This window comes from Micrococcus sp. CS26 (genome assembly GCF_055522295.1).
Window position 1 is genome coordinate 77,831 of sequence record NZ_JBVFVY010000004.1, and the last position, 25,686, is coordinate 103,516.

General features: G+C 72.7%; 24 protein-coding genes and 1 tRNA gene. 16 read left to right on the forward strand and 9 right to left on the reverse strand.

The window, feature by feature from the left end:
• Positions 1-23: 23 nt before the first annotated feature.
• Together ACZ1IK_RS03000 and ACZ1IK_RS03005 are read right to left on the reverse strand one after the other, a co-directional pair.
• Positions 24-533: a MarR family winged helix-turn-helix transcriptional regulator gene (locus tag ACZ1IK_RS03000; RefSeq protein WP_036314817.1), complete on the reverse strand. Its 510-nt coding sequence runs from the start codon at positions 531-533 to the stop codon at positions 24-26.
• Positions 526-2,400, reverse strand: a complete 1,875-nt coding sequence (locus ACZ1IK_RS03005) for an MDR family MFS transporter (protein WP_465098314.1) — start codon at positions 2,398-2,400, stop codon at positions 526-528. The genes ACZ1IK_RS03000 and ACZ1IK_RS03005 overlap by 8 nt, the downstream gene beginning before the upstream one ends.
• A gap of 167 nt (positions 2,401-2,567) precedes the next feature.
• On the opposite strand from ACZ1IK_RS03005, the gene ACZ1IK_RS03010 reads away from it, so the two are divergent.
• The 7 genes from ACZ1IK_RS03010 (at position 2,568) to ACZ1IK_RS03040 (ending at position 9,646) form a co-directional block, all read left to right on the forward strand.
• Positions 2,568-3,557, forward strand: a complete 990-nt coding sequence (locus ACZ1IK_RS03010; RefSeq protein WP_069941093.1) for a 2-hydroxyacid dehydrogenase — start codon at positions 2,568-2,570, stop codon at positions 3,555-3,557.
• A 32-nt stretch (positions 3,558-3,589) separates the two neighbouring features.
• Positions 3,590-5,104 carry a lysine--tRNA ligase gene (gene lysS, locus ACZ1IK_RS03015; protein WP_036384191.1) on the forward strand — a complete coding sequence of 505 codons (1,515 nt, stop codon included), beginning with the start codon at positions 3,590-3,592 and terminating at the stop codon, positions 5,102-5,104.
• Position 5,105: 1 nt separating this feature from the next.
• Positions 5,106-5,345, forward strand: coding sequence for a hypothetical protein (locus ACZ1IK_RS03020; protein WP_041104642.1), 240 nt, complete (start codon positions 5,106-5,108; stop codon positions 5,343-5,345).
• Between the two features lie 83 nt (positions 5,346-5,428).
• Positions 5,429-5,812 (forward strand): histone-like nucleoid-structuring protein Lsr2, encoded by a 384-nt coding sequence (locus tag ACZ1IK_RS03025; RefSeq protein WP_370446019.1) that lies wholly within the window; start codon positions 5,429-5,431, stop codon positions 5,810-5,812.
• A gap of 156 nt (positions 5,813-5,968) precedes the next feature.
• Positions 5,969-8,524 (forward strand): ATP-dependent Clp protease ATP-binding subunit, encoded by a 2,556-nt coding sequence (locus ACZ1IK_RS03030; protein ID WP_041104641.1) that lies wholly within the window; start codon positions 5,969-5,971, stop codon positions 8,522-8,524.
• Between the two features lie 327 nt (positions 8,525-8,851).
• Positions 8,852-9,034: an Rv0909 family putative TA system antitoxin gene (locus ACZ1IK_RS03035; RefSeq protein ID WP_041104640.1), complete on the forward strand. Its 183-nt coding sequence runs from the start codon at positions 8,852-8,854 to the stop codon at positions 9,032-9,034.
• Positions 9,035-9,130: 96 nt separating this feature from the next.
• Positions 9,131-9,646: an amino-acid N-acetyltransferase gene (locus ACZ1IK_RS03040; protein WP_002856080.1), complete on the forward strand. Its 516-nt coding sequence runs from the start codon at positions 9,131-9,133 to the stop codon at positions 9,644-9,646.
• A 37-nt stretch (positions 9,647-9,683) separates the two neighbouring features.
• Here the strand turns inward: ACZ1IK_RS03040 and ACZ1IK_RS03045 are convergent, their stop codons facing one another.
• Entirely contained in the window at positions 9,684-10,616 is a 933-nt protein-coding gene (locus ACZ1IK_RS03045; RefSeq protein ID WP_406017538.1) for an HhH-GPD family protein, read from the reverse strand.
• A gap of 41 nt (positions 10,617-10,657) precedes the next feature.
• Between ACZ1IK_RS03045 and ACZ1IK_RS03050 the strand changes: the two genes are divergently transcribed.
• Entirely contained in the window at positions 10,658-11,479 is an 822-nt protein-coding gene (locus ACZ1IK_RS03050; RefSeq protein WP_069941090.1) for a hypothetical protein, read from the forward strand.
• 13 nt (positions 11,480-11,492) lie between these two features.
• On the opposite strand, the gene radA is transcribed toward ACZ1IK_RS03050, so the two are convergent.
• Positions 11,493-12,929 carry a DNA repair protein RadA gene (gene radA, locus ACZ1IK_RS03055; protein WP_069941089.1) on the reverse strand — a complete coding sequence of 479 codons (1,437 nt, stop codon included), beginning with the start codon at positions 12,927-12,929 and terminating at the stop codon, positions 11,493-11,495.
• Positions 12,930-13,018: 89 nt separating this feature from the next.
• Complete coding sequence (locus tag ACZ1IK_RS03060; RefSeq protein ID WP_465098315.1) at positions 13,019-14,188, reverse strand: FUSC family protein; 1,170 nt, start codon at positions 14,186-14,188, stop codon at positions 13,019-13,021.
• 226 nt (positions 14,189-14,414) lie between these two features.
• Here ACZ1IK_RS03060 and pstS point away from each other — a divergent pair, with 226 nt between their 5' ends.
• The 4 genes from pstS to pstB all read left to right on the forward strand — a co-directional run bounded on the left by pstS (position 14,415) and on the right by pstB (position 18,668).
• Complete coding sequence (gene pstS, locus ACZ1IK_RS03065; RefSeq protein WP_036314847.1) at positions 14,415-15,527, forward strand: phosphate ABC transporter substrate-binding protein PstS; 1,113 nt, start codon at positions 14,415-14,417, stop codon at positions 15,525-15,527.
• 134 nt (positions 15,528-15,661) lie between these two features.
• Positions 15,662-16,618, forward strand: coding sequence for a phosphate ABC transporter permease subunit PstC (gene pstC, locus ACZ1IK_RS03070; RefSeq protein ID WP_036314850.1), 957 nt, complete (start codon positions 15,662-15,664; stop codon positions 16,616-16,618).
• Between the two features lies 1 nt (position 16,619).
• Positions 16,620-17,801, forward strand: coding sequence for a phosphate ABC transporter permease PstA (gene pstA, locus ACZ1IK_RS03075; RefSeq protein ID WP_036314852.1), 1,182 nt, complete (start codon positions 16,620-16,622; stop codon positions 17,799-17,801).
• 87 nt (positions 17,802-17,888) lie between these two features.
• Positions 17,889-18,668, forward strand: a complete 780-nt coding sequence (gene pstB / locus ACZ1IK_RS03080; protein WP_036314853.1) for a phosphate ABC transporter ATP-binding protein PstB — start codon at positions 17,889-17,891, stop codon at positions 18,666-18,668.
• Between the two features lie 93 nt (positions 18,669-18,761).
• Here the strand turns inward: pstB and ACZ1IK_RS03085 are convergent, their stop codons facing one another.
• From ACZ1IK_RS03085 to ACZ1IK_RS03095, 3 genes are all read right to left on the reverse strand, one after another.
• A complete protein-coding gene (locus tag ACZ1IK_RS03085; protein ID WP_002856097.1) occupies positions 18,762-19,787 on the reverse strand; it encodes an inorganic phosphate transporter in 1,026 nt (341 codons plus the stop codon).
• A 15-nt stretch (positions 19,788-19,802) separates the two neighbouring features.
• Entirely contained in the window at positions 19,803-20,429 is a 627-nt protein-coding gene (locus tag ACZ1IK_RS03090) for a hypothetical protein (protein ID WP_036339118.1), read from the reverse strand.
• 139 nt (positions 20,430-20,568) lie between these two features.
• Positions 20,569-21,243: a hypothetical protein gene (locus tag ACZ1IK_RS03095; protein ID WP_036339116.1), complete on the reverse strand. Its 675-nt coding sequence runs from the start codon at positions 21,241-21,243 to the stop codon at positions 20,569-20,571.
• Between the two features lie 158 nt (positions 21,244-21,401).
• Between ACZ1IK_RS03095 and ACZ1IK_RS03100 the strand changes: the two genes are divergently transcribed.
• The 3 genes from ACZ1IK_RS03100 (at position 21,402) to ACZ1IK_RS03110 (ending at position 23,183) form a co-directional block, all read left to right on the forward strand.
• Positions 21,402-21,474 (forward strand) — tRNA-Lys (locus ACZ1IK_RS03100).
• Between the two features lie 62 nt (positions 21,475-21,536).
• The gene (locus tag ACZ1IK_RS03105; RefSeq protein WP_010079631.1) at positions 21,537-22,262 is read left to right on the forward strand and encodes an alpha/beta hydrolase; all 726 of its coding nucleotides are present in this window, start codon (positions 21,537-21,539) and stop codon (positions 22,260-22,262) included.
• Positions 22,263-22,295: 33 nt separating this feature from the next.
• Positions 22,296-23,183 (forward strand): hypothetical protein, encoded by an 888-nt coding sequence (locus tag ACZ1IK_RS03110; protein ID WP_041103594.1) that lies wholly within the window; start codon positions 22,296-22,298, stop codon positions 23,181-23,183.
• Between the two features lie 128 nt (positions 23,184-23,311).
• Here ACZ1IK_RS03110 and ACZ1IK_RS03115 read toward each other — a convergent pair whose 3' ends face one another.
• Positions 23,312-24,589 (reverse strand): DUF445 domain-containing protein, encoded by a 1,278-nt coding sequence (locus tag ACZ1IK_RS03115; protein ID WP_041103595.1) that lies wholly within the window; start codon positions 24,587-24,589, stop codon positions 23,312-23,314.
• Between the two features lie 100 nt (positions 24,590-24,689).
• Between ACZ1IK_RS03115 and ACZ1IK_RS03120 the strand changes: the two genes are divergently transcribed.
• Positions 24,690-25,613: a glycerophosphodiester phosphodiesterase gene (locus ACZ1IK_RS03120; RefSeq protein ID WP_041103596.1), complete on the forward strand. Its 924-nt coding sequence runs from the start codon at positions 24,690-24,692 to the stop codon at positions 25,611-25,613.
• Positions 25,614-25,686 lie beyond the last annotated feature (73 nt).

Here is a 25,686-nt window from a genome sequence, read left to right on the forward strand (position 1 = left end):
GGCCCGCGGGTCCGGCCGGCGGCTCACTCGGACTCGGCGGGGTCCTGCATCCGGGTCTGACGCTCGGCGGCCAGCCGGTCCAGCAGGCGCGTCAGCGTCCGGATGTCCTCGCGGTCCCAGCGCGCCAGGTCGTCGCGCAGCCCGCGACCCGCCGGGCCGCCGCGCACCGCGTCGAGGCGGGCGAGCCCCTCGGGGCTGGCGCTCAGGAGGGCGGAGCGGCGGTCCCGCGGGTCCGGCTCTCGGGTGATCAGCCCGGCGGCCTCGAGGTCGCGGACCATGCGGGAGACCTGGGCGCGGTCCACCAGCAGGCCCTCGGCCACGGCCGAGGGCGTCATGGTCCCCTCGTTGGCCAGCATCATGAACGCCTTCATCGCCCCGACGGACAGGGCCGGGCTGAGGGCCGCCGCGTAGCGGACCATCACCTGGCGGTGCTGCAGGACCAGACGCGAGAACGCCTGCTCGAGCCCCTGGACGGCGGCCTCGAAGCCCGCGTCGTCGCCGCCTCTGCCCGGGTCCGGGGCGCCGTCAGCCACGGCGGGCCCGGACCAGCGCGGTGACGACGGCCGCCAGCAGGGCCGTCCCCGCCACGGCCAGCGCCGCGGGGACGACGGGCCGGCCGGCCACCGGCGACGCCGTCGCCGGGCGCTCGGCCGCCACCGCCCGGGACTCCTCCGGGTCCTCGGCGGGATGCTGCCCCTGCGCCGCGGTCACCACGGGGATCGGACCGGTCGCGGGCAGCGTCTGCATGGCCTCGGCCGTGGCGTGGGTGGCCAGGTCGGCGCGGGTGGCGTGGAGGCGCTCGGAGGTGGTCATGCGACCCAGCGGGATGTTCGGCAGGAACAGGATCGCGATCAGCGCGACGATCGCGAGGGGCACGGCCACGAGGAAGGCGAGGGCGATGCCCTGCGCGTAGACGTCCTCGAAGATCACCCGCAGCGAGTCGGGCATCTCTGCCACGCGTGGCAGGGTGCTGGACTGCAGGCTCTCGGACCACTCGGCGGCGTCCGGGCCCAGGCTGCGCAGGGCCGCGGCGAGGTCCGCGCGGCGCTCCTCGATGCGGTCCGGGACCACGTTGGAGACCACGGCGCCCATCACGGCGACACCGATGCTGCCGCCCAGGGTGCGGAAGAAGGTGACGCCGGAGCTGGCGACGCCCATCTGCCGCGGGTCGGTGGTGTTCTGCACCACGAGCACGAGGTTCTGCATGGTCATGCCGACGCCGGCGCCGAGCAGGAACATGTAGAGGGACACCAGCCAGAAGGAGGTGTCGTAGTGCAGGGTGCCGAGCAGGGCGGTGCCGGCGATCAGCAGGACGGCGCCGATCACGAGCCAGCGCTTCCACACGCCGGTGCGGGTGATGAGGCCGCCGATCACCGTGGAGGACACGAGCAGGCCGAGGATCATCGGGATGGTCATGAGGCCGGCCTGGGTCGGCGTCGCGCCGCGGGCCAGCTGCATGTACTGGGCCAGGTAGACGGAGGAGCCGAACATGGCCAGGCCCGTGGCGATCGAGGCGATCGTCGCGAGGGTGAAGGTGCGGTCGCGGAAGAGGGTGAGCGGGATGAGCGGCTCGGCGACGCGCAGCTCGGTCACGACGAACAGGACGGTGGCGACGGCGGCGCCGCCGAGCATCCACGCGGTGGTGGTGCTGGCCCAGTCGAAGTCGCGACCGGCGCTGGTGACCCAGATCAGCAGCAGCGCGGTGGCCGCGGTCAGGAACACGATGCCGAGGTAGTCGATGGACACCTTCTGGCGCTCGCGGTGCGGGAGGTGGAGGGTGCGCTGCACCATCACCAGGGCGACGACGGCGAAGGGCACCGCCACGAAGAAGTTCCAGCGCCAGCCCCACAGGTCGGTGATCACGCCGCCGGCGAGCGGGCCGCCCACCGTGGCCACGGCCATCACGGCGCCGAACAGGCCCATGTAGCGGCCGCGCTCACGCGGGCTGATGATGTCCGCCATGATCACCTGGCTGAGCGCGACGAGGCCGCCGCCGCCCAGGCCCTGCACGGTGCGGCAGACGATCAGGAAGGTCGGATCGTGGGTGAACCCGGCCGCCGCGGAGGCGGCGACGAAGATCGCCAGGGCGACCTGGAAGAGGACCTTGCGGTTGACGAGGTCGGCCAGCTTGCCCCAGATCGGGGTGGCGATGGCCGTGGCGAGCAGGGCCGAGGTGATGACCCAGGTGTAGGCGGTCTGGTCGCCGCCGATGTCGTGGATGATCACCGGCATCGAGGTCGAGACCACCGTGTTGGCGATCATCGAGACGAACATGCCCAGCAGGAGGCCGGTCAGGGCCTGGAGCACGGAGCGGTGGCGCGCGGCGTCGGCGGCGGCGCGCTCGAGCGAGGGGGCGCCGGCCGGCGCGACGGCCTCGGGGGCGGGGGAGGTTGGGGTCATGGGGTCCTTCGGCGGGAGGGGCGGCGCGGTGATTGACATAAGTCAATGATTGACGAGAGTCAATCATAAGGGGCGTCGGCCCGGGCCGCACCCGCCGTCCGCGGTTAGCCTGGTCACGCCGGACGACGCCGCGTCCTCCCCGCCCCGATCCGAGAGTGAGGCCCGCCGTGACCCCCCGTTTCCTGCTCATGACCCGCCTCCCTGAGCCCGGGCTCGGAATGCTGCGCGAGGCCGGAGAGGTGGTGGACGGCGCCGACGTCGGAGGGGACGCCGCGCTCGCGCGGCTGGTGGCCTCGGGGGACTACGACGTCGTCGTCGCGGCCCTGGACCAGAAGTTCACCGCCGACGTGCTCGCCGACGCGCGGATCAGGGGCATCGCCAACTACGCGGTCGGCTACAACAACGTGGACGTGGCCGCCGCGACGCGGCGGGGGATCGCCGTCGGCAACACCCCGGACGTGCTCACGGACGCCACCGCGGACATCGCGATGCTCCTGATCCTCGGGGTGACCCGCCGTGCCCCCGAGGGTGAGCGGATGGTGCGCGAGGGACGCTTCCACGGCTGGGCGCCGGACCTGCTCGTGGGCCGGGACGTGCGTGGCGCGACCCTGGGCCTGGCCGGTTTCGGGCGGATCGGCAAGGCGGTGGCCGAGCGTGCGCTCGCCTTCGGCATGGAGGTCGTGTTCGCGCCGCGGCCGCCCGCGCACCGGGAGGTCGCGGCCGCGGAGCTCGGCGACCTCGCCGGCCGCGTCCGTCAGGTCCGCTGGGAGGAGCTCGTCGAGGTCGCGGACGTCCTGTCCCTCCACGTGCCCCTGACGGACGACACCCATCACCTCGTGGATGCGGACGTGATCGCGAAGATGAAGGACGACGCCGTCCTCGTCAACACGGCCCGGGGGCCCGTGGTGGACGAGGCGGCCCTCGTCACCGCCCTGCGCGAGGGGCGGCTCTTCGGCGCCGGTCTGGACGTCTACGAGGACGAGCCCGCCCTCGCCCCGGGCCTGGCCGAGCTGGAGAACGTGATGCTCCTGCCGCATCTGGGCTCCGCCACCCGGGACACCCGCGCCGCGATGGCCGAGCTGGCCGCGCGCAACGCGATCGCCATGGCCACGGGCGCGGAGGCCCCGGCCCTCGTCAACCCCGAGGTGCGCGGCTGACCGGCGGGGCGCCGTCGGTAGACTCGGGGACCGTGACCACCCAGAACTCCGCCTCCGCCGCCGTCGACCACCACGATCAGCAGGCCGTCCGCGCCGCCAAGCGTGAGCAGCTGCTCGCCTCGGGCCGCGAGGCCTACCCCGTGCAGGTGCCGCGCACCCACGCGCTGGCCGAGGTGCGTGAGCGGTTCGACGGCCACGAGCCCGACTGGACCTCGGGCGAGACCGTGTCGGTGACCGGGCGCGTCGTCTTCCTCCGCAACACCGGCAAGCTCTGCTTCGCCACCCTGCAGGAGTCCGGCGCGGACGGGGAGGCCGTCCGCCTCCAGGTCATGGTGTCCCTGGCCGCCGTCGGTGAGGAGTCCCTGGCCGAGTGGAAGAAGGTCGTGGACCTGGGCGACTTCCTCTCCGTCACCGGCGAGGTGATCGTCTCGCGCCGCGGCGAGCTGTCCATCATGGCCTCGGCGTGGGAGATGGCCTCCAAGGCGCTGCGCCCCCTGCCCGTGCTGCACGCGGACCTGAACGAGGAGACCCGCGTCCGCCAGCGCTACGCGGACCTGATCGTGCGCGAGGAGGCCCGCCGCATGGTCTACACCCGGGCCAAGGTCACCTCGGCGGTGCGGCGCACCCTCGAGGGCCACGGCTACGTGGAGGTGGAGACCCCGATGCTCCAGCTGGTCCACGGCGGCGCCCTCGCACGTCCCTTCGAGACGCACCTCAACGCGTTCGACCAGCCGATGACCCTGCGCATCGCCACCGAGCTGTACCTCAAGCGCGCCGTCGTCGGCGGCATCGACCGCGTGTTCGAGATCGGCCGCGTGTTCCGCAACGAGGGCGTGGACTCGACCCACTCGCCCGAGTTCACCACCCTCGAGTCCTATGAGGCGTGGGCGGACATGCACGTCATGGCCGAGCGCATGCAGGAGATCATCCTCAACGCCGCGGACGCGGTGGGCGCCGGGCGTCGGCTCGAGACCGCGAAGGGCGTCATCGACCTCGACGGCGAGTGGGCCTGGGTCGCCGTGTACCCGGGGCTGTCCGAGGCCGTGGGCCGCGAGATCACCCCGGAGACGGACGCCGAAACGCTGCGGGCGATCGCCGCGGAGCACGAGGTCAAGGTGGACCCCGCGTGGGACGCGGAGAAGCTCGTGATCGAGCTGTTCGGCGAGATCGTGGAGCCCACCCTGATGAACCCCACGTTCGTGTACGACTACCCGCCGGCCGCCCAGCCGCTCGCGCGCCCGCACCGCTCGGACGACCGGGTCATCGAGGCCTGGGACCTGATCATCGGCGGCATGGAGCGCGGCACCGCGTTCTCCGAGCTGATCGACCCCGTCATCCAGCGCGAGCGCCTGACCGCCCAGTCGGCGATGGCGGCCGCCGGCGACGACGAGGCGATGCAGCTGGACGAGGACTTCCTGCGCGCCCTCGAGTACGGCGCCCCGCCCATGGGCGGCATCGGCCTGGGCATCGACCGCCTGGTGATGCTGTTCACGGACGCCGGCATCCGCGAGACCATCCTCTTCCCGCTGCTCAAGCCGGAGGCCTGACATGGCCGCCTTCTGGGACTACTTCTCCGTCCTCGCCCCCTCGATCGGCCTCGGGCTCATCTTCTGGCTGGTGATGCGCTCCCTGCTGCGTTCGGACACGGGTGAGCGCGAGAGTCAGGCCCGCCGGCTCTCGGGCGCGGACGCGCGGGCGGCCCGCGAGGAGGCCGAGGCCCGTGAGTGGGCGGCCCGACGCCGAGCCGAGGGAGGGCCGGGGGCTGATCCGGAGGACCGCGCCCGGTGAGATTCCTTCCCCGGCGTTGAAGAATCCTTCTGCCCGGCTTCGTTGCGGTATTCTTGAATCACCACAAGTGCACGGCCGGAATCGTGAGCACGCGGGAAAGAACCCCGAGAGCGAAGACCGGAACCCAGGGACACGCGCACGAGAGAAGAAAGTGGGAATCACCGTTGGCACAGAAGGTAGAAGTGGTCCTCGTGGATGATCTTGACAGTTCGCCTGCAGATGAGACCGTGAACTTTGCATTGGACGGTCGCAATTACGAGATCGACCTGTCGAAGGAGCACGCTGCGGAACTCCGTGAGTTCCTGAAGCCCTACATGAAGAAGGGCCGCGCCGTGGCGCCGCCGTCGCCCAAGGTCGAGGCCGCCCAGATCCGCAAGTGGGCGGCCGAGAACGGCTACGAGGTCTCGAGCCGCGGTCGCCTGCACCGCGACGTGGTGGAGGCCTACCGCAACGCGAAGCGCAAGTGAGCGTCCCGCCCGGGTGCGTCGAGGAATCGGCGTCCCCGGGCCTCGTTCCGGCCCCTCCCGAGGACGGCCGGGCCGCTTCTCCCGCTGGCGAACAGCCGCGCGGCACGCGGTCCGGGTGCGTAGTGTCGACCACGACCGTACGCAAGGAGTGTGCCCATGTTCGAGAGATTCACCGACCGCGCCCGGCGGGTGGTCGTGCTCGCCCAGGAAGAGGCGCGCATGCTCAACCACAGCTACATCGGCACCGAGCACATCCTGCTCGGTCTGATCCACGAGGGTGAGGGCGTCGCAGCCAAGGCACTGGAGTCCATGGACATCTCCCTGGGCGCCGTGCGAGAGAAGGTGCAGGAGGACATCGGCCAGGGTCAGCAGAACCCGCCCGGCCACATCCCCTTCACGCCGCGCGCCAAGAAGGTGCTCGAGCTGTCCCTGCGCGAGGCGCTGCAGCTCGGCCACAACTACATCGGCACCGAGCACATCCTGCTCGGCCTGATCCGCGAGGGCGAGGGCGTGGCCGCCCAGGTCCTCGTGCAGCTCGGCGCGGACCTGAACCGCGTCCGTCAGACGGTCATCCAGCTGCTCTCCGGCTACCAGGGCGGCGCCCAGGGTGGCAAGGAGACCGCGGGTGCCGGGGTGGGCCAGGGCGGCGAGGCCGGCCAGAACGCCGGCTCCGTGGTGCTGGACCAGTTCGGACGCAACCTCACCGCGGCCGCGCACGACGGCAAGCTGGATCCCGTCATCGGGCGTGCGGGTGAGATGGAGCGCGTCATGCAGGTGCTCTCCCGCCGCACCAAGAACAACCCCGTGCTCATCGGCGAGCCCGGCGTCGGCAAGACCGCCGTCGTCGAGGGCCTGGCCCAGGCGATCGACCGCGGCGACGTCCCGGAGACGCTCAGGGACAAGCAGCTCTACTCGCTGGACCTCGGCTCCCTCGTGGCCGGCTCCCGCTACCGCGGCGACTTCGAGGAGCGCCTGAAGAAGGTGCTCAAGGAGATCCGCACGCGCGGGGACATCATCCTGTTCATCGACGAGATCCACACCCTCGTCGGGGCGGGTGCGGCCGAGGGCGCGATCGACGCCGCCAGCATCCTCAAGCCGATGCTGGCCCGCGGTGAGCTGCAGACCATCGGCGCCACCACGCTGGACGAGTACCGCAAGCACATCGAGAAGGACGCCGCGCTCGAGCGCCGCTTCCAGCCGATCCAGGTCGCCGAGCCGTCCGTCGAGGACGCCACGGAGATCCTGCGCGGCCTGCGGGACCGCTACGAGGCGCACCACAAGGTCTCCATCACCGACGGCGCGCTCAAGGCCGCCGCCGGCCTGGCGGACCGCTACGTCTCCGACCGGCACCTGCCGGACAAGGCCATCGACCTGATCGACGAGGCCGGCGCGCGTCTGCGCATCCGTCGCATGACCGTGCCGCCGGAGATCAAGGCCTACGAGTCCCGGATCGCGGAGGTGCGCACCCAGAAGGAGGCCGCCATCGACGGCCAGGACTTCGAGGGCGCCGCCCGCCTGCGGGACCAGGAGCAGCAGCTCGGGGACGAGCGCCGCGAGAAGGAGCAGGCGTGGCGCACCGGCGCGGACGCCGACGTCGCCACGGTGGACGAGGACCTCATCGCCGAGGTGCTCTCCAAGTCCACCGGCATCCCGGTGTTCAAGCTCACCGAGGAGGAGACGGACCGCCTGCGCAACATGGAGGACGAGCTCCACCGCCGCGTGATCGGCCAGGACGAGGCCATCAAGTCCCTGTCCCGCGCCATCCGCCGCACCCGCGCGGGCCTGAAGGACCCGAACCGCCCCTCGGGGTCGTTCATCTTCGCCGGCCCCACCGGCGTCGGCAAGACGGAGCTGGCCAAGTCCCTCGCGGAGTTCCTCTTCGGGGACGAGGACGCGCTCATCACGCTGGACATGTCCGAGTTCCAGGAGAAGCACACCGTCTCGCGTCTGTTCGGCGCCCCTCCCGGCTACGTGGGCTACGAGGAGGGCGGCCAGCTCACCGAGAAGGTCCGCCGCCGTCCGTTCTCCGTGGTGCTGTTCGACGAGGTGGAGAAGGCCCATCAGGACCTGTTCAACTCCCTGCTGCAGATCCTCGAGGACGGTCGCCTGACCGACTCGCAGGGCCGTGTGGTGGACTTCAAGAACACCGTGATCATCATGACCACGAACCTCGGCACCCGGGACATCTCCAAGGGCGTCATGACCGGCTTCCAGTCGGCCACGGACACCACCACCGGGTACGAGCGGATGAAGGGCAAGGTCAAGGAGGAGCTGCGCCAGCACTTCCGCCCCGAGTTCCTCAACCGTGTGGACGACGTGATCGTGTTCCCGCAGCTGCAGAAGCACGAGATCGTGGAGATCGTGGACCTGTTCGTCTCCCGCCTCGGCAAGCGCCTGGCGGAGCAGGACCTGTCCATCGAGCTCACCCAGTCCGCCAAGGATCTGCTCGCGGACCGCGGCTACGATCCGGCCATGGGCGCCCGCCCGCTGCGCCGCACCATCCAGCAGATGGTGGAGGACCAGCTCTCGGAGAAGATCCTCTTCGGCGAGATCCCGGCCGGCTCCCTCATCACCGTGGACGCCACGGGCGAGGGGGAGGGCGCCGAGCTGACGTTCGCGTTCTCCGGCGGCCGGGAGGCCCTGGAGGGTGCGGACCTGGCCGAGCTCGAGTCCGGTGCCGGCGATCCGGTGGACGCCGACCGCTCCGTGTGACCTGCGGGGTCTGACCCACGACGCCGGACCGCGCGTCCGGTGGCCACGGCCCGTCGCCCCTCCCCCTCGGGGAGGAGGCGGCGGGCCGTCGTCGTGCCCCCGCGGGGACGCCGGGGCCGAGGTCCGCGACACCGCCGCCGGCATCAAGGACGGCCTCGCGAAGGACCGCTGAACCGGCCCGCCTCTCCGGAGGCACGAGAGGGGTTCCCTCGCGGCGGGATCGGTGCCACTGTGGTCTGTGACCGCTCGACGGTGGTCCTGTCTCCGCTTCGACCCGGCGCTCGCCGGGACGGCTGCGGGGCAGCCCCGAGAAGAAGGAGGCCGCCCATGGGTATCGGTGACCTGAACAACCTCGCAAACCAGCACTCGGACAAGATCGACGAGGCCGTGGACAACGCTCAGGAGCAGCACGGCGACAAGCTCGGCGAGCACGGCGACACCGTGAACAAGGGTGTCGACGGCGCGCAGGAGAAGTTCCTGTCCGGGGACGAGGGCGAGCAGCAGGCCTGAGCCTGCCGTCGACGCCGCGGGAGCCCCCGCCCGGTCCGCCGGGACGGGGGCTCCCGTCTGTCCGGGGTCGGGATGTCCGTGCCTAGACTGGACCCCATGCCTGCCGACCGCCCCCTCACCCTCCGCTCGGCGCGGACCCAGGACGTCCCGGTCATCCAGGCGCTCGTGGAGCCGCTGGCGCGGGAGCGCGTGCTGCTCCAGAAGGAGGCGGTGGCCTACTACGAGGCCATCCAGGAGTTCGTGGTCGCCGAGGAGGCGGACGGGACCCTGGCCGGCTTCGGCGCCCTCCACGTGATGTGGCAGGACATCGCCGAGGTCCGCACCCTCGCCGTCTCGGAGGCCCACCGGGGGACCGGCGTCGGGCACCTGATCATCGAGGAGCTGCTGGACCGTGCGCGGGCCGTGGGCGTCGAGCGGGTCTTCTGCCTGACCTTCGAGGTCGAGTTCTTCCGCCGGCACGGTTTCGAGGTGATGGCGGACCAGTCCGCCGTGGACCCGGAGGTCTACGCGGAACTGCTGCGCTCCACGGACGAGGGCGTCGCCGAGTTCCTGGACCTCGCCCGGGTCAAGCCGAACACGCTCGGCAACACGCGGATGATCCGCCGCCTCTGAGCCGCCGCACCGCGGGCCGCCCCAGGCCCCGGCGAGGTCAGGCCGGGAAGGTGAGGCCGCCGTCGTCGTCCCGGGCCAGCAGCCCGTCCGACACGAGCCCGGCGACGCACCGCGCCCACTGCGCGTCGTCGGGGCGGTGCGACCCGAGCCGCCCCCCGGCCACGACGACGGCGGGCACCTCCGCCTCGGCCACGCGCCCGTGCTCGCGGACGGCGGCCATCACGGCCCCGCGCACCTGACGGTCCGTGCCGGCCCAGGCCTGGCCGCGCGGCACCTCCACCGGCGGCGGGGAGCCCGCTGCGACCCACGCGCACGTCTCCGCCAGCGGGCAGCGGTCGCAGGCGGGGGAGCGGGCGGTGCAGACGAGGGCCCCGAGTTCCATGACGGCCGCGTTCCACGCGTTGGCGCGGGCGGGGTCCTCGGGCATGAGGGCCTGGGCGCGGCGCATCTCGGCGCGGGTCAGCGACCTGCCGGGCAGGGCCTCACCCGCGACCGCGCGCGCGATCACCCGGCGCACGTTGGTGTCCACGACGGTCTCGGGGACGCCGAACGCGAAGCTCGCGACCGCCGCGGCCGTGTACTCGCCGATGCCGGGCAGGGCGCGCAGGGCGGCGGGGTCGGCCGGCACCCGGCCGTCGTGGCGCCCGACGACGGCCCGGGCGGCCTCCTGGAGGCACAGGGCCCGGCGCGGGTAGCCGAGTCGGTCCCAGGCCGTGAGCACGTCTGCGGTGGGGGCGGCGGCCAGGTCCGCGGGGGTGGGCCAGCGCTCCAGCCACTCCCGCCAGCGGGGCAGCACCCGCACGACCGGGGTCTGCTGGAGCATGATCTCCGAGACGAGCACGCCCCACGGGGAGCAGTCCGGGCTGCGCCAGGGCAGGTCCCGGGCGTGGACGGCGAACCAGCCCAGCATCGCGTCGTGCAGGTGCGGCACGTCCACCGTGGGCGGGACGAGGGGGGCGGGCGCGGGCATGGCGTCCACTGTAGGGTGCGCCGCCGCCTACCCTGGATCGCATGCCGTCTCGTCCGACTTCCCCCGGGTCGAAGCCGTCCCCCGCCGTCTACCGCCGCCGGCGGCTCGTGGCCGCCCTGCTCGCCCTCGTGCTCCTGCTCCTGGTGGGGTGGGCCGTCGTGGCGCTCGTCCGAGCCGGGATCGGCGCCTTCTCCTCCGAGGACGCCGACCCCTCCGCCGCCCCGACGCCGGTGCACTCCCCGTCGCCCGCCCCGGCCACGGACGCCGAGTCCAGTTCCGCCTCGCCTACCGTGGCCCTCGAGGACGCCGCCGAGTGCCAGCCCTCGGATCTGCGGATCGCCGCCTCCGCGGACCGGTCCGAGTACCAGCGGGGCGAGGAGGCCGAGCTGCGCCTGGGCATCACGAACCTCTCCTCGACCCCGTGCCGCACGGATGTGGGCACGGCCCGGCAGGAGTTCACGATCCGCACGGCCGAGGGCGACGACGTCTTCTCCACCCGCATCTGCCAGGCGGACCCCGCGGAGGCCCAGCGGGTGCTGTACCCGCACGAGGAGCTCACCGCCGTGTACCGCTGGTCCGGCCGCGCCTCGAGCCAGGACTGCGGCCGCCTCGGCGCTCTCGCGGAGCCCGGGCCCCATCTGCTGACGGTCAGCCTCGGCGACGTCACCTCCCGCCCCGTCGCGCTGAAGATCCTCGAGGAGCTCGCCCCGGGGGCCCAGGACAGCAGCTCCTCGGCCGCCCCCTCCTCGGCCACCCCCTCCTCGGCCACCCCCTCCTCGAGCGGCAGCGCCTCCCCGTCGGGGTCCGCCTCCGACCCGGCGTCGGCCTCGACCACCGACCCGTCGCCGTCATCGTCCCGCTGAGCCGGCCGCGCCGTCAGCGGCCGGGGCCGGCCTCCGGATGCGCGGCCGGGCCGCCGCCGGTCCACGTGGGGATCGTGGCGAGGGCCTCGCCGATCGAGCCGACCTCCGCCACCGTGAAGCCCGCGGGGACGTCCCCGAGCGGCTCGGGGGAGCGGGGGACCAGGGCGCGGGTGAAGCCCAGGCGGGCGGCCTCGCGCACCCGTCGCCCGATGCCGGGCACGGGGCGCACCTCCCCGGCCAGCCCGAGCTCACCGACGGCGATCATCCCCTGCGGGACGGGGGCCGAGAGCTTCGCCGAGGCCACGGCGACGGCCACGGCCAGGTCCGAGGCGGGCTCCGAGAGTCGCACGCCGCCCACGGTGGCCACGTAGCAGTCGTCCTGGGCGAGGGCGAAACGGGCCCGGCGCTGGAGCACGGCCAGGAGCATGTTCACGCGCGCCGCGTCCACGCCGGAGACGGTGCGGCGCGGGCTGCCGCCGGCGGACGGGGTGAGCAGGGACTGCACCTCGGCCACGAGCGGGCGCCGGCCCTCGAGCGTCACCGTCACGCACGTGCCCTCGACCGGCTCCGAGACGCCCGAGAGGAACAGACCGGAGGGGTCGTCCAGGGACTCGATGCCGTCCTCCCGCAGGTCGAAGCAGCCGACCTCGTCCGTGGGCCCGAAGCGGTTCTTCACCGCACGCACCAGGCGCAGCCGTGAGTGGCGGTCCCCCTCGAACTGGCAGACCACGTCCACGAGGTGCTCGAGCAGCCGCGGGCCGGCGATGGTCCCGTCCTTCGTCACGTGGCCCACCAGGACCGTGGTGATCCCCTTCTCCTTGGCCGTGCGGATGAGGCTGGCCGCCACCTCGCGCACCTGGCTGACGCCCCCGGCGATCCCGTCCACCTCGGTGGACTGCAGGGTCTGCACGGAGTCCACGATCACCAGCTCCGGGTCCGTCCGCTCGATCTGCCCCAGTGCCCGGCCCAGGTCCGTCTCCGCCGTCAGACGCAGGGTGTCCGCGATCGCCCCGATCCGGTCTGCGCGGGAGCGCACCTGCGCCGCCGACTCCTCGCCCGTCAGGTACAGCACCGAGCGCGGACCGCCGCCGCCCGCGCCGCGCGCCGTCTGGGCGGCCACGTCCAACAGCAGCGTGGACTTGCCGATGCCCGGCTCGCCGGCCAGCAGGATCACCGCGCCCGGCACGAGGCCGCCGCCGAGCACGCGGTCCAGCTCACGCACCCCCGTGGAGCGGAACGAGGCCAGCGTGGCGTCCACGTCCGCGATGCGCGGCGCGACCTCCGCGACCGTGGCCGCGCGCGTGCGACCGGTGGTCGACGTCAGCCCGATCTCCTCGACCGTGCCCCACGACTGGCACTCCCCGCAGCGGCCGACCCACTTCACGGTGGTCCAGCCGCACTCGGTGCAGCGGTATCCGGGGGCACGCTTCGGGGCGGTCTTGGTGGCCATGCGCCCACTCTAGGAGCCGAGGCGGACGCGTTAGCCGGCACCGCGCGCGGTCCGACGTCGGCCGCCGGGGCCGTGCGCCGCCGTCGGGCTCAGACGCGGGGCAGGTAGCCGCGCGCCTCGTCGTGCTCGGCGCCCGTGGCCTCGATGAGGTCCACCATCATGGGCCGCAGCAGCATCACGAGCGCCTCGCCGTGCACGGACCCGCCGCCCAGCTGGTGCGGGTCCAGCGCGGACGCGGACGCCCCCAGGGCGTCCCGCGCCACGGACAGCGAGCGATGGCGGCCCTCGGCCTGCGGCTCCACGAGGGAGCGGTGCAGGATCTCGACGGCGTCCGCGGCGTCGTCGAACCAGGCGGCCAGGCGCTCGCGGACGTCGTCGTCGAGCACGCCCTCGTCCAGGGCCGAGACCACCCGCCGGGCCACGATCCGCAGGGAGCGCACCGCCAGATCCGAGCGGTCCGCCGCGTTCACCGCGTCCTCCACGAAGGAGCGCGAGGAGCGGTGCAGCGGGTTGAACACGGTCTGCTCATGCGTGACGCGCAGCTCCTTGCGCAGCGCCTCCAGCGTGGTGTGCATGCCGCGGCTGGCCACCAGCGCCATCCAGGCGGTGCGGGAGTCGTCCTCCCGCAGGGCCCGGGAGAGGTCGCGCAGCACCGTGGCGATCGAGTCGTAGAGTCCACCCAGCTGACGCACCGCGGGACGGCGCACGTCCTGGGGCGAGAGGAACGTGACGAGCAGGGCCAGGACGCCGCCCACGATCGCGTCCTGGCTGCGGACGAACGGCCCTCCCGTGCCGGTGGGCAGGAGGACCACGAGGACGGACTGCAGGGACATCTGCATCGTGAATGTGGCGCCGGAGTCCAGGAACCGGGCCACCATCACGGACACGAACAGGACCACCGAGGCCTGCCACAGGCCGCGGCCGAGCCCGACCATGAGCAGGTCCCCGATCAGGATGCCGACGGTGCAGCCGACGGCGACCTCGGCCACCTTGCGCAGCTTCGGCTCCCGTTGGAAGCCGAGGGCGATCAGCAGGGCGGTGGAGGCGAACAGGGGCTGCTGGTGGCCCAGGACGGCCTCCGCGAACCAGTAGGCGCCCACCGCGCAGACAGCGACGAGGGCGGCCTGGCCCACGGAGGAGCGGACGCGGGACCAGCCCGCACGGGCGCGCCGACGCAGGAAGCGGCCGAGACGTTCCCCGCGGGTCTGGGGGTCGACCATCGGCACCGTGCCCGTGGCGGTGGCGAAGCGGTCCGTCATGCGGCCAGCCTAGTCCGACGCCGGGGAGCCCTCGCCGTGCGAGGCTCAACCAAGCATTGTGGTCCACGGCACAGATCATTCCTGCGAATGCCGCTCCCGTTCACCATCTGTTCACCCCGGCCGAGCACTCGATTCACCTCTGGACCGTACGGTCGGGTGCGGTGCAGAACCGGGCCAGCCGGACGCTCTGCCCTCACCGTCGTCATCCGATTGAAAGAGGCTCTTCGTGAAGGCTCACCGCTTCGGCCGCTCCGCCGCCCTCCTGTCCGTGGCCGCCATCGCCCTGACCGCCTGCTCCTCCGCGGACAGCGGCAACGGCGGCTCCGATGCCTCCGGCTCCGCCAGCGGCGAGCAGGGCACCACCTCCGAGGTCCAGGGCAACCTGGTCGGCGCCGGCGCCTCCTCGCAGGAGGCGGCCATGACCGCCTGGACCCAGGGTGTCACCGAGATCGCTCCGAACCTGACCGTGCAGTACTCCCCGGACGGCTCCGGTGCCGGTCGTGAGAAGTTCCTCGCCGGTGCCACCTCCTTCGCCGGCTCCGACGCCGCCCTCAAGGAGGAGGAGGCTGAGTCCGCCAAGGAGAACTGCGGCGACGAGGGTGCGTTCCACGTGCCGGCCTACATCTCCCCGATCGCCGTGGCCTACAACCTGCCGGGCGTCGATGAGGTCAAGATGGACGCCGAGACCATCGCCAAGGTGTTCTCCGGCGAGATCAAGAACTGGAACGACGAGGCCATCGCCGCGCAGAACGAGGGCGTCGAGCTGCCCGACACCCCGATCACCGTCGTGCACCGCTCCGACGACTCGGGCACCACCGAGAACTTCACCGCCTACCTCACCGAGGCCGCCGGCGATGCCTGGTCCTACGACGAGGTCGAGACCTGGCCGTCCGACATCACCGCCGAGTCCGCCCAGGGCACCAAGGGTGTCGTGGGCCTGGCCTCCCAGACCGAGGGCGCCATCACCTACGCCGACGCCTCCGCCGTGGGCGAGCTGGGCACCGTGTCCGTGAAGGTCGGCGAGGAGTACGTGAAGTACTCCGCCGAGGCCGCGGCCGCCACCGTCGAGAAGTCCGAGGCCAAGGAGGACGGCTCGATCGAGCTCGACCGCGCCACCGACGAGTCCGGCGTGTACCCCGTCGTGCTGGTCTCCTACCACATCTACTGCAACCAGTACGAGTCGCAGGAGACCGTGGACCAGGTCAAGACCTTCGCCGAGTACGTCGTGTCCGAGGACGGTCAGAAGACCGCCGAGAAGTCCGCGGGCAACGCCCCGATCTCCGAGGACACCCGCAAGAAGGCCATGGAGCGCATCGAGGCCATCTCGGTCAAGGGCTGATGTCGCTTCTTGTCGGCTGACCCACCGTCGCTTCGGCCGCCGGGCCCCACGGGCCCGGCGGCTGAAGCCGCGTCAGGGCGCTCGTTCGTCGCGGCCCGTCCATCACCATGCACGTCGATCCGAGGGAAGGCACTGTGTCCTCAACCACCAACGAAGCGGCACCGAAGCCGTCCAGCCTGCGCGGCCCCCGCCGCGGAGCCGCCGGAGACAAGCTCCTCTCCGGCGGGGCCCTGGCGGCCGCCGTCCTGATCCTGCTCGTGCTCGCCTTCGTGGCGGTCTTCCTCCTGACGGAGGCATGGCCTGCCCTGCAGCCGGGCGCGGAGCTCGTGTCTGCGGACTCCTTCTTCCAGTACGTGTGGCCGCTCATGGCCGGCACCGTGATGGTGTCGATCATCGCTCTGCTCATCGCCACCCCGGTCGCGATCGGTGTCGCCCTGTTCATCTCGCACTATGCGCCCCCGCGCATCGCGCAGTCGGTGGGCTTCGTGATCGATCTGCTGGCCGCGATCCCCTCCGTGGTCTACGGCGTGTGGGGCTGGCTGACGCTCGCTCCGCTGATGGTGCCGATCTACGGCTGGCTCAACGAGAACCTGGGCTTCATCCCGTTCTTCGGCGGCTCGGCCACCACCACGGGCCGTACCCTGCTGACCTCGGGCGTCGTGCTGGCCGTGATGGTCCTGCCGATCATCACCGCGCTCTGCCGTGAGATCTTCACCCAGACCCCGAAGCTCCACGAGGAGGCCGCGCTCGGCCTCGGCGCCACGCGCTGGGAGATGATCAAGATGACCGTGTTCCCGTTCGCCCGGGCCGGCATCGTCTCCTCGATCATGCTCGGCCTCGGCCGCGCGCTCGGCGAGACCATGGCGGTCACCATGGTGCTCTCCGGCGGCGTCTTCTCCTGGTCGCTCGTGGAGTCCGGCAGGAACCAGACGATCCCGTCGGAGATCGCGCTCAACTTCCCCGAGGCGTTCAACATGCGCCTGCACGAGCTGATCGCTGCCGGTCTCATGCTCTTCATCATCACCCTCGTGGTGAACATGATCGCCCGCGCGATCGTGAGCAAGCACAAGGAATTCTCGGGAGCCAACTGACATGAGCACTGTCTCGACTTCTCCCCGGGCCACCGAGGACAGCGTGACGCCGCGGCGTCATTCCCTGACCGAGGGTCAGAAGCCCGGCTGGACCTGGATGGCCGTCGCAGCTGCCGCGGCCGTCGTCGCCGCCGGCCTGACCGTGCTGCTCAGCGGCGCCTTCAACGTGGTCGGTTTCGTGATCATCGCCGCCATCCTCTACATCGCGGGGCTCTACGTGGCCACCCGCGTGATGGAGAACCGGCGCCGCGCCGCAGACGGCCTGTGTCGCAACCTCGTGTGGCTGGCGTTCCTCGTGGCCCTGGTGCCGCTGGTCTCCGTGCTGTGGTCGGTCCTCTCCGCCGGTCTGCCGACCCTGATCGCCAACCCGCAGATCATGGCGTACGACATGAAGGGCATCACCGGCATCGACGACTCGGCGTGGGTGGAGGACGGCAAGCCCGCCGGCGGGCTCGCGGGCGGTTTCGGCCACGCCCTGATCGGCACCGTCGTGATCACGATCATCGCGACCCTGATCTCCGTGCCGATCGGCATGCTCACGTCCATCTACCTGGTGGAGTACAGCCGCGGCGGCTGGTTCTCCCGGGCCATCGTGTTCTTCGTGGACGTCATGACCGGCATCCCTTCGATCGTGGCCGGCCTCTTCGCCTACGCCGCGATCACGTGGGTCCTGACCCTGGTCACCGGCAGCAAGTCCACCGCACTGCAGTCCGTGCAGATGGGTCTCACGGCCGCGATCGCTCTCTCCGTGCTCATGATCCCCGTGGTCGTGCGATCCACGGAGGAGATGCTCCGTGTGGTGCCCAACGAGCTGCGCGAGGGCGCCTACGCCCTCGGCGTGCGCAAGTGGCAGACCATCGCCAAGGTGGTCCTGCCCACCGCGATCTCCGGCATCGCCTCCGGCGTCACCCTGGCCATCGCCCGCGTGGCGGGCGAGACCGCGCCGATCCTCGTGACGGCCGGCTTCGCCACCAGCATCAACTGGAACCCGTTCGACAACTGGATGACCGCGCTGCCGGTGTACATCTACCGCCAGCTGGTCGCCCCGACCTCACCCACGGCGGCGGACCCCTCGACCGCCCGCGCCTGGGCAGCCGCCCTGCTGCTCGTGACCATCGTCATGCTGCTCAACCTGGCGGCACGGTTCATCGCCAAGGCGTTCGCCCCCAAGCAGGGCCGGTGAGGCCCGGCCGCCCGGAATCCCCCGGGCGGCCGGCCCCGACCCCGTCGCACCCCCCCCAGAGACTTCCACGAAGGAACAGAACCACTCATGTCCAAGCGCATCCAGGCCATCGACGTCGATGTCTTCTACGGCAAGTTCAAGGCCGTCGAGGGCGTCAACATCGACATCGCCCCCCGCTCCGTCACCGCCTTCATCGGCCCCTCCGGCTGCGGCAAGACCACCTTCCTGCGCACCATCAACCGCATGCACGAGGTGCTCCCCGGCGCCACCGTGGACGGCCAGCTCCTGCTCGACGGCGAGGACATCTACGGGCCCGGTGTGGACCCGGTCCGCGTCCGTTCCCAGATCGGCATGGTCTTCCAGCGCCCGAACCCGTTCCCCACGATGTCCATCCGGGACAACGTGCTGGCCGGCTACAAGCTCAACGGCACCCGCCTGAACAAGTCCCGTGCGGACGAGCTCGTGGAGAAGTCCCTGCGCGGCGCCAACCTGTGGAACGAGGTCAAGGACCGCCTCGACAAGCCCGGCTCCGGCCTCTCCGGCGGTCAGCAGCAGCGTCTGTGCATCGCCCGCTCCATCGCGGTGCAGCCCGACGTGATCCTCATGGACGAGCCCTGCTCCGCGCTCGACCCGATCTCCACCCTCGCCGTCGAGGACCTGATCAACGAGCTCAAGGAGGAGTACACGGTCATCATCGTCACGCACAACATGCAGCAGGCCGCGCGCGTGGCGGACAAGACCGCGTTCTTCAACATCCAGGGCGTCGGCAAGCCCGGCAAGCTGATCGAGTACGACGACACCAACGTCATCTTCAACAACCCCTCGAGCCAGCAGACCGAGGACTACGTCTCCGGCCGCTTCGGCTGAGCCGCCCCGCGCTCCGTCCCCGACCCCGTCCGGCCGCACGCCGGGCGGGGTCGCGGCGTCTGCGGGGCCGGGCCGCCGTCGTCGGGCGCGGCCTCAGGCCAGCGGGACGAGGGCCAGCGTGCCGAGGAGGCCGAGAAGGGCGCAGGCCACCGGCGTGAGCACCCACCAGCCGACCACGCGCAGCACGGTGGGCCAGCGCACGGACGCGTAGGTCTGCGTCTGGCCGGCGCCCACGATGGCCGCCGTCGCCGTGTGGGTGGAGGACAGGGGCAGGTGGAACACCAGGGATCCGACGAACAGCAGGCCCGCGGGGATGACGGCGGCCACGGACGCCCGCAGGGGGTCGAGGCGCACGAGACGCTCGGTGAGGGTCCAGGCGATCCGCCAGGCGCCGCCCAGCGTGCCGAGCCCGACCGCGAGGGCGAACAGGAACGCGCCCCCCACGAACTCGGCCGTCAGGGCGTCCGGCGCCAGGACGGACCCGGACCCCACCAGCACGGCGGCCCACAGCACCCCCATGCGCTGACCGGCCTGCAGGCCGTGGCCCATGGCCATGGCGCTGGCGGAGATGCCCAACGCGACGCGGGCCCGGTGCTGGACGTTGACCGTGGTGCCCCGGGTGGCGAGCCGCATGGCGGGGGCGGTGAGCAGGCGGGCGAGCGCCCACGCGATCAGGGGCGAGAGCAGCAGGCTGAGCAGCACCTCGGCGCGGACGAGGTCGAAGATGGTGAGGGCGACGTCGATGTCCAGACTCAGGCGCACGGCGAGGTGGCTGCCCGCCAGCGCGGAGATCAGCGCGTGCGTGCTGGAGCCGGGCAGGCGCCGCCACCACAGCAGCAGACCCCACACGAGGGTCACCACGCAGGACACGCCCACGGCCAGGGGGCCGATCTCGCTGCGCACCGCGGGCGAGGTGAAGTAGTGCACGCTCAGCGTGATGAGCCCGATGCCCAGCAGCGCGCCCACGGTGTTGACCGCTCCGGTCAGGAGGAGGGCCCCGCGCGGTGTCAGCGCCCGGTACCGGACAGGCAGCGCCGCGGCGTTGGGGGCGTCGCGGAACCCCATCAGCGCGCCGACGGCGCACAGCAGCACGAGGACGACGGCGAGCCCCGCGGTCACGGCGCCTCCACCGGCTCAGGACTCACGGACGAGCACCATGCCCAGGTCCATGTTCACGCGGGAGAGGGCCTCGAGCGCCGCGTGCAGCGCCCAGGCGACCTCGCGCTGGCGGTTGTAGTCGCGCTGCAGCAGGTCCATGCCGAGGTCGGCGAGCCACTCGACCATGACCCGCTCCGCGCGGCGGGAGGCGCGCAGCAGCTGCATCCACGTGGCCTCCAGGGCGTCGAGGTCGCGCACCTCGGCGGCGCCGCGGGCGAGCAGCTCGGCCTGCCGGCCCACGGTCTCCAGGATGTCGAGGGCGTGCGTCGGCAGCTCCTCCAGGTCGGCCCGTTGGATCAGCACGCCCGCCGACACGACGCGCCGGGTGGTCGCGTGCACGCCGCTGGCCAGCCGGTAGAGGTCCTGACGAGGCAGCGGAGTCACGTAGGCGCTGCGCAGCGCGGTGAGGAAGGCCATGAGGGTGGCGCTCGAGGACGAGTCGAGCTCCTCGAGCTCACGGGCGGCACGGTCCGCCTCGGGTCCGCGGGTCCCTGCGACCTGGGCCACCAGGTGCACCGCCCGGTGCAGGGCCTCGGCGAGGTCTGCCATGTGGCGCAGCGCCGGGGTGTCGCGCGTGACGAGCCAGGGCATGCGGGGGGACATGGGCAGCGGTCGCTCTCTCGTCGACGGGTGGCGAAGGGGTCGACGACGACGCCGGACCGGGAACGCCTCTCGGCGGAAGGCCGCTCGCAGCGGCTGTGTGTTGGAGCCCGGGGTTACCAGCGGCCCGGCGCCGTCCCCTTCAGTCTAGCGATCCGTCCCGAAACGCTCGACCCGCCGCCTCCAGGGCGTCGGCGGTGCTGACCAGGCGCGCGGCCCGGCGGGTGAGGGCGGCGGCGCGGTCCGGGGCGGCGGCCTCGGAGCCCTCGGCGTGCTCGACCTGGCCCAGGGCCACGACGCGGGCGTAGGCCGCGGCGCGCTCGAACGCGACGTCGATCTCGGAGCGGTAGGCGCCCGTGAGGATCGTGTCCGTGAGGCGGCGCAGCTCGGCCGGCCCCGGCGGCTCGACGGCGCCCGCCACGACGCGCGAGGCGTAGGCGGCGTGCCCGGCGCGGTACCAGGCGGCCCAGCGTTCGCCGTCGCGGGCCGTCGCCTCCTGGAGCACGTACAGGCGCCACAGGGCGCCGGCGAGCGAGACGGGCGGGGCGTCCGCCCACAGCTCCGCGAGCGTCTCGACGCCGAGCTCGTGGACCAGCCCGACCAGCCGCTCGACGACGGCCGGGTCCTCCTCCGCGCGGCCGCCGGCCACGAGGGCGTGGGCCAGGCGCGAGGCCGCCGCGGCCACTTCCTGCGGGTCTTCGCCGCCGGCGAAGTGCGTGAGCTCCTGCGGCTCCGAGAGGCGGGGCCGGTGCGGGCGCAGCACGCCCGAGGCGCTCGAGCTCGCGCCGCGGCCGGCGGGCAGGCGGTGACGTGCCATGGGCGGGCTCCCTTCGAGGGCGCATCGGGGTGGGGACGTGGTCGCCGGCGGCGGCGGCCCCGTCCACGGTAGTGCCCCGGACGCCTGGGCTACCATCGGAGGGCACCCGCGAGGGTCGCCGTCGTCGGCCGCACGCCGTCGTCGTCGGCCGCGGGTGGGGGCCTTTAGCTCAGCTGGCAGAGCATCGGACTTTTAATCCGCCGGTCGCGGGTTCGATCCCCGCAGGGCCCACCGGAAAGCGGCCCCTGACCAGGCATGACGCCCGGTCAGGGGCCTCTCCCTAGGATGGAGCCATGAGCCCCACGCCCACACCAGTCACCGAGACGATCAGTTCCGGCCACAGCGTGGTGTGGTCGCGCCCGCCGGCGGAGCGCGCGGGCACGGACCTGGTGCTCGTGTTCCACGGCTACGGCTCCAACGAGGTCCGCGCGGCGCGCCGCCACTTCCCGATGCTCCCGGAGCGGTGCACCGGCCTGGCGGTGCGCGGCGGCTTCGAGATCGACGAGACGGCCTCCGAGGGCCCGGGCGACCCCGGCGCGCACGGCTGGTTCCTGCTCGACCTGCTGCTGCAGTCCGACTTCGCCCAGGTGCTCGCCGCCGCCCACCGCGTGTTCGACGTGCTCTCCGCCGAGGAGGTCGTGGCGGCCGGCTTCCGCACGGTCTCGGTGCTCGGCTTCTCCCAGGGCATGGCCATGGCGACGACGGTCCTGCGTCTGCGCCCCGAGGCGTTCACCTGCGGTGTGGGCCTGAGCGGCTTCGCCGTCGACAACGAGCTGCTGGCCATGCTCGACTCCCCGGCCGAGGGACCGGGCCCGCGCCCGTTCTTCTGGGGCCGGGACGCCGAGGATCCCGTGATCCATCCGGACGCCGTCGCCCACACCCGCGCGTGGGCCGAGGAGCACACCCGCCTGACCGTGCGCACCTACCCCGGGATCCTGCACGGGACCGGCCCCGACGAGGTCCGTGACGTGCGCATCTTCCTCGAGCACTCCCTGCGCGCGGCGACGCCCGGGTCCTGACCGCGGGGGTCGCGCGCCGATACTGTGGCGCGCATGGCAAAGAACTCGACGATCGGCCGGTACGCGTCCGGGAAGGTGAAGGACTTCGGGCTGAAGTCGGCACTCGATGAGAACGGCGAGCCCACGGAGGGCTTCGAGAAGGCCCTCTCCACGGTGTTGGCGGTCCAGCGCCCCCTGGTCCTGAAGAACATCCAGCGCATGGCGGCGAAGCACCCGGGGGAGAGCCCGGAGCGTCTCGCCGAGCGGCTCGGGCAGCAGTACCTGACCACCGTCACGGGGGCCGGTGCCGCCGTGGGCGGCACCGCGATCGTCCCGGGCATCGGCACCGTGGCCGCGCTCGGCCTGTCCGGTGCCGCGGTCGCCGGCTTCATGGAGGCCACCGCCCTCTACGCGCAGTCCCTCGCCGAGCTGCACGGCATCACCACGCAGGACCCGCAGCGCGCCCAGGCCCTCGTCATGGGCCTCATGCTCGGCGACGACGCCAAGGAGCTGCTCCGCGAGGCCGCCGCCAAGGCCGGCCGTCCCTACGACCCGCAGTCCAGCCTCAACGCGCTCGCGGGCACCGCATCGGGCACCGGCATCAGCGCGTTCGTGGTGGATCGCCTCAAGAGGACGTTCATGCGCAAGATGCGCCTGCGGCAGGGTGCCGGCTTCGTGGGCCGCGCCGTGCCGTTCGGCGTGGGCGCCGTGATCGGCGGCGTGGGCAACCGCGCCATGGGCAAGGCCGTGATGGAGAACGCCGCGGAGCTCTTCGGCCCCCTGCCGATGGTGATCCCCGGCGAGATCCGCGAGGGCGCCGCACAGGGGCGCGCCGATGGCACCAAGGACGACGGCGGCGTCTTCGGTGCGATCCGTCGCGCCCTGCCCGGCGGCAAGGACGAGAAGGACGACAGGCAGAAGAAGGGCAAGCCCGCCGCCTGACGGCCCCGCCCCCGCGCGTCCGTCGCCCCCGCCCCCGCGCTTTCGAACGTGAGAGAGGGCCTATCTCACGCTCGAAAGCGCCCATTCGCCCCATTTCACGTTCGAAAGTGCGGGGTAGGGGCGGCGGCTCAGAGGAACAGCGTGGCCACCCCGTGGATCGCCAGGCCCGCGAGCGCGCCGACGATCGAGCCGTTGATGCGGATGAACTGCAGGTCCTTGCCCACGAACAGCTCGAGGGTGCGCGCGGTCTGCTCGCCGTCCCAGCGGGCGACCGTCTCCTCGATCACCCCGGTGAGCGCCGGGCCGTAGGAGCTCAGCGCATACGCCGCGGCGCGGCGGGCGTGGCCGTCCACGCGGTCGCGCAGCTCGGGGTCCTCCTGCAGGCGGGCGCCGAGGTCGCGCAGGGCGGCCACGAGCGCGCGATGCAGGTCGGAGGACGGGTCCTCGAGCGCATCCAGGAGCGAGTCCCGCAGGGAGACCCAGGCCCGCCCGGCCCACGCGCGCAGCCGTTCGTCCGCGAACAGGTTCCGCTTGAACCGTTCCACCGAGGCGCGGGTGGCCGGCTCGTTCCGCATCTCGTCGGCGAGGCGGTCGAGCCAGTCGTCGACGGCGCGGCGGGCCTCGTGCTGCCGGTCGCGGCGGATGCCGGCGAGGTATTTGAGGGTCTCGGCGTGCAGTCGCTCGGCGAGGAGGCGGTCCACGAGGTCCGGGCTCCACTCGGGGGAGCGGCGGCGCACCGTCTCGACGAACAGCTCGGGGTGGGCGGCCACCCAGTCCCCGGTGTGGGCGACCACGAGGTCCACCACGCGCTCGTGGTGCCGGCCGGCCACCACGTCCTCCAGCACGCCCGCGAGCGTGGGGGACCAGTCCGGGGCCACCATGTGGCGTTCCATCAGCTGGCGCAGCAGCTCCTGGACGGCGTCGTCGTCAGCCGCGGCCATGGCGCCCCGGGCCGCCGTCGCGATCTCCCGGGCGGTGCGGGCCGCGTTCTCCTCACGGCGCAGCCAGCCGCCGGCGGCCTCGGCCACCTTCAATCCGTCGACCTTCTCGTGGGCGACCTCCGAGTCCAGGAAGTTCTCCTGCACGAACTCGGTCAGCGCGGCGCCGAGCTGGTCCTTCTTCCGCGGGATCAGGGCGGTATGCGGCACGGGCACCCCCATCGGGTGGCGGAACAGCGCCGTGACCGCGAACCAGTCCGCCAGCGCGCCGACCATGCCGCCCTCCGCGGCGGCGCGCACGTAGCCCCACACCGGGTGGGTGTCCTGCAACGGGAACGCGACCACGAACACCACGGCCAGCAGGATGAGCAGCCCCAGGGCGACGGCCTTCATGCGCCGCAGGCCCGCCGCGCGTTCGAGGGCGCCGGCGCTGAGCAGCTGCTGGGCGGGGTCGGGGGAGAGGGACACGGAAGGCTCCTGATCGCGCGCACCGAATGGTCCCCACCAGTTAACCAGCCGGGCACCCTGCGGTGACGTGGCCGGCACACGCGCTCCCTAGCCTGGCGGCGTGCCCGCCCTCGTGATCGCCCACCGCGGCGCCTCCGCCGCCTTCCCCGAGCACACCCGCGCCGCCATGCTCCACGCCCTCGCCGTGGGCGCGGACGGTCTCGAATGCGATGTCCAGCTCACGCGGGACCGCGAGGTCGTCTGCTGGCACGACCCCACCGTGGACCGCACCTCGGACGGGCGCGGCGCCGTCGCGGACCACACGCTGGATCGTCTGCGCGGTCTCGACGTCGTCTCGTGGCACGCCCGGCGTCCGGGGGCCGAGCCCGCCACGACGACGGCGCCGCCCGCCGCGTACGGCGGCGCGGGGGAGCAGGTGCTCACCCTGGCCGACCTCCTGGCGATCGCGACGGCCGCGGACCGGCCGCTGCGTCTGGCCGTGGAGCTCAAGCATCCCTCCCCGTTCGGGCATGAGCTCGAGGAGCGGGTGCTGCGGGAGCTGCTGCGGGCCGGCTGGGACCCGGAGACCGGCCGGGTGGGTCAGGTGCAGGTGTCCCTCATGAGCTTCCATCCGGACGCGCTGCGCCACGTGGCTCCGCTGGCCGGCACGGACCCCCTCTGCCCCCTGATGGACCTCATGCCGACGGAGCTGCCGACCCGGCTCGCGCGGGGGCCGCTGAGCCGGGCGGCGGTGCGTGCGGCGGCGCGTCAGTCGCTGGCGGGGTCCGAGGCGCTCGTCTGGCGCGGCCGAGCCGGGCTGGCGGGGCCCTCCGTGGCCTACGTGCGGGAGCACCTGGCGGACGTGAAGGCGTGGCTGGCGGCGGGGCGACGCCTGCGGGTGTGGACCGTCGACGAGCGCGAGGACGCCGAGTTCCTCCTCGCCCAGGGAGTGCAGGAGCTCACCACCAACCGTCCGGAGGACGTGCTGCGCTGGGTCCGCGAGCGGGCCGCCGCGCGTCGGGAGCGGGTGCCCACCGGGGCCTGAGGGCGCCGTGCCGCACGCGCAGACGCGGCCTGCGTTGCGTCCCCGCCCGCGCTTGTGGCTATAGTCACGTCCA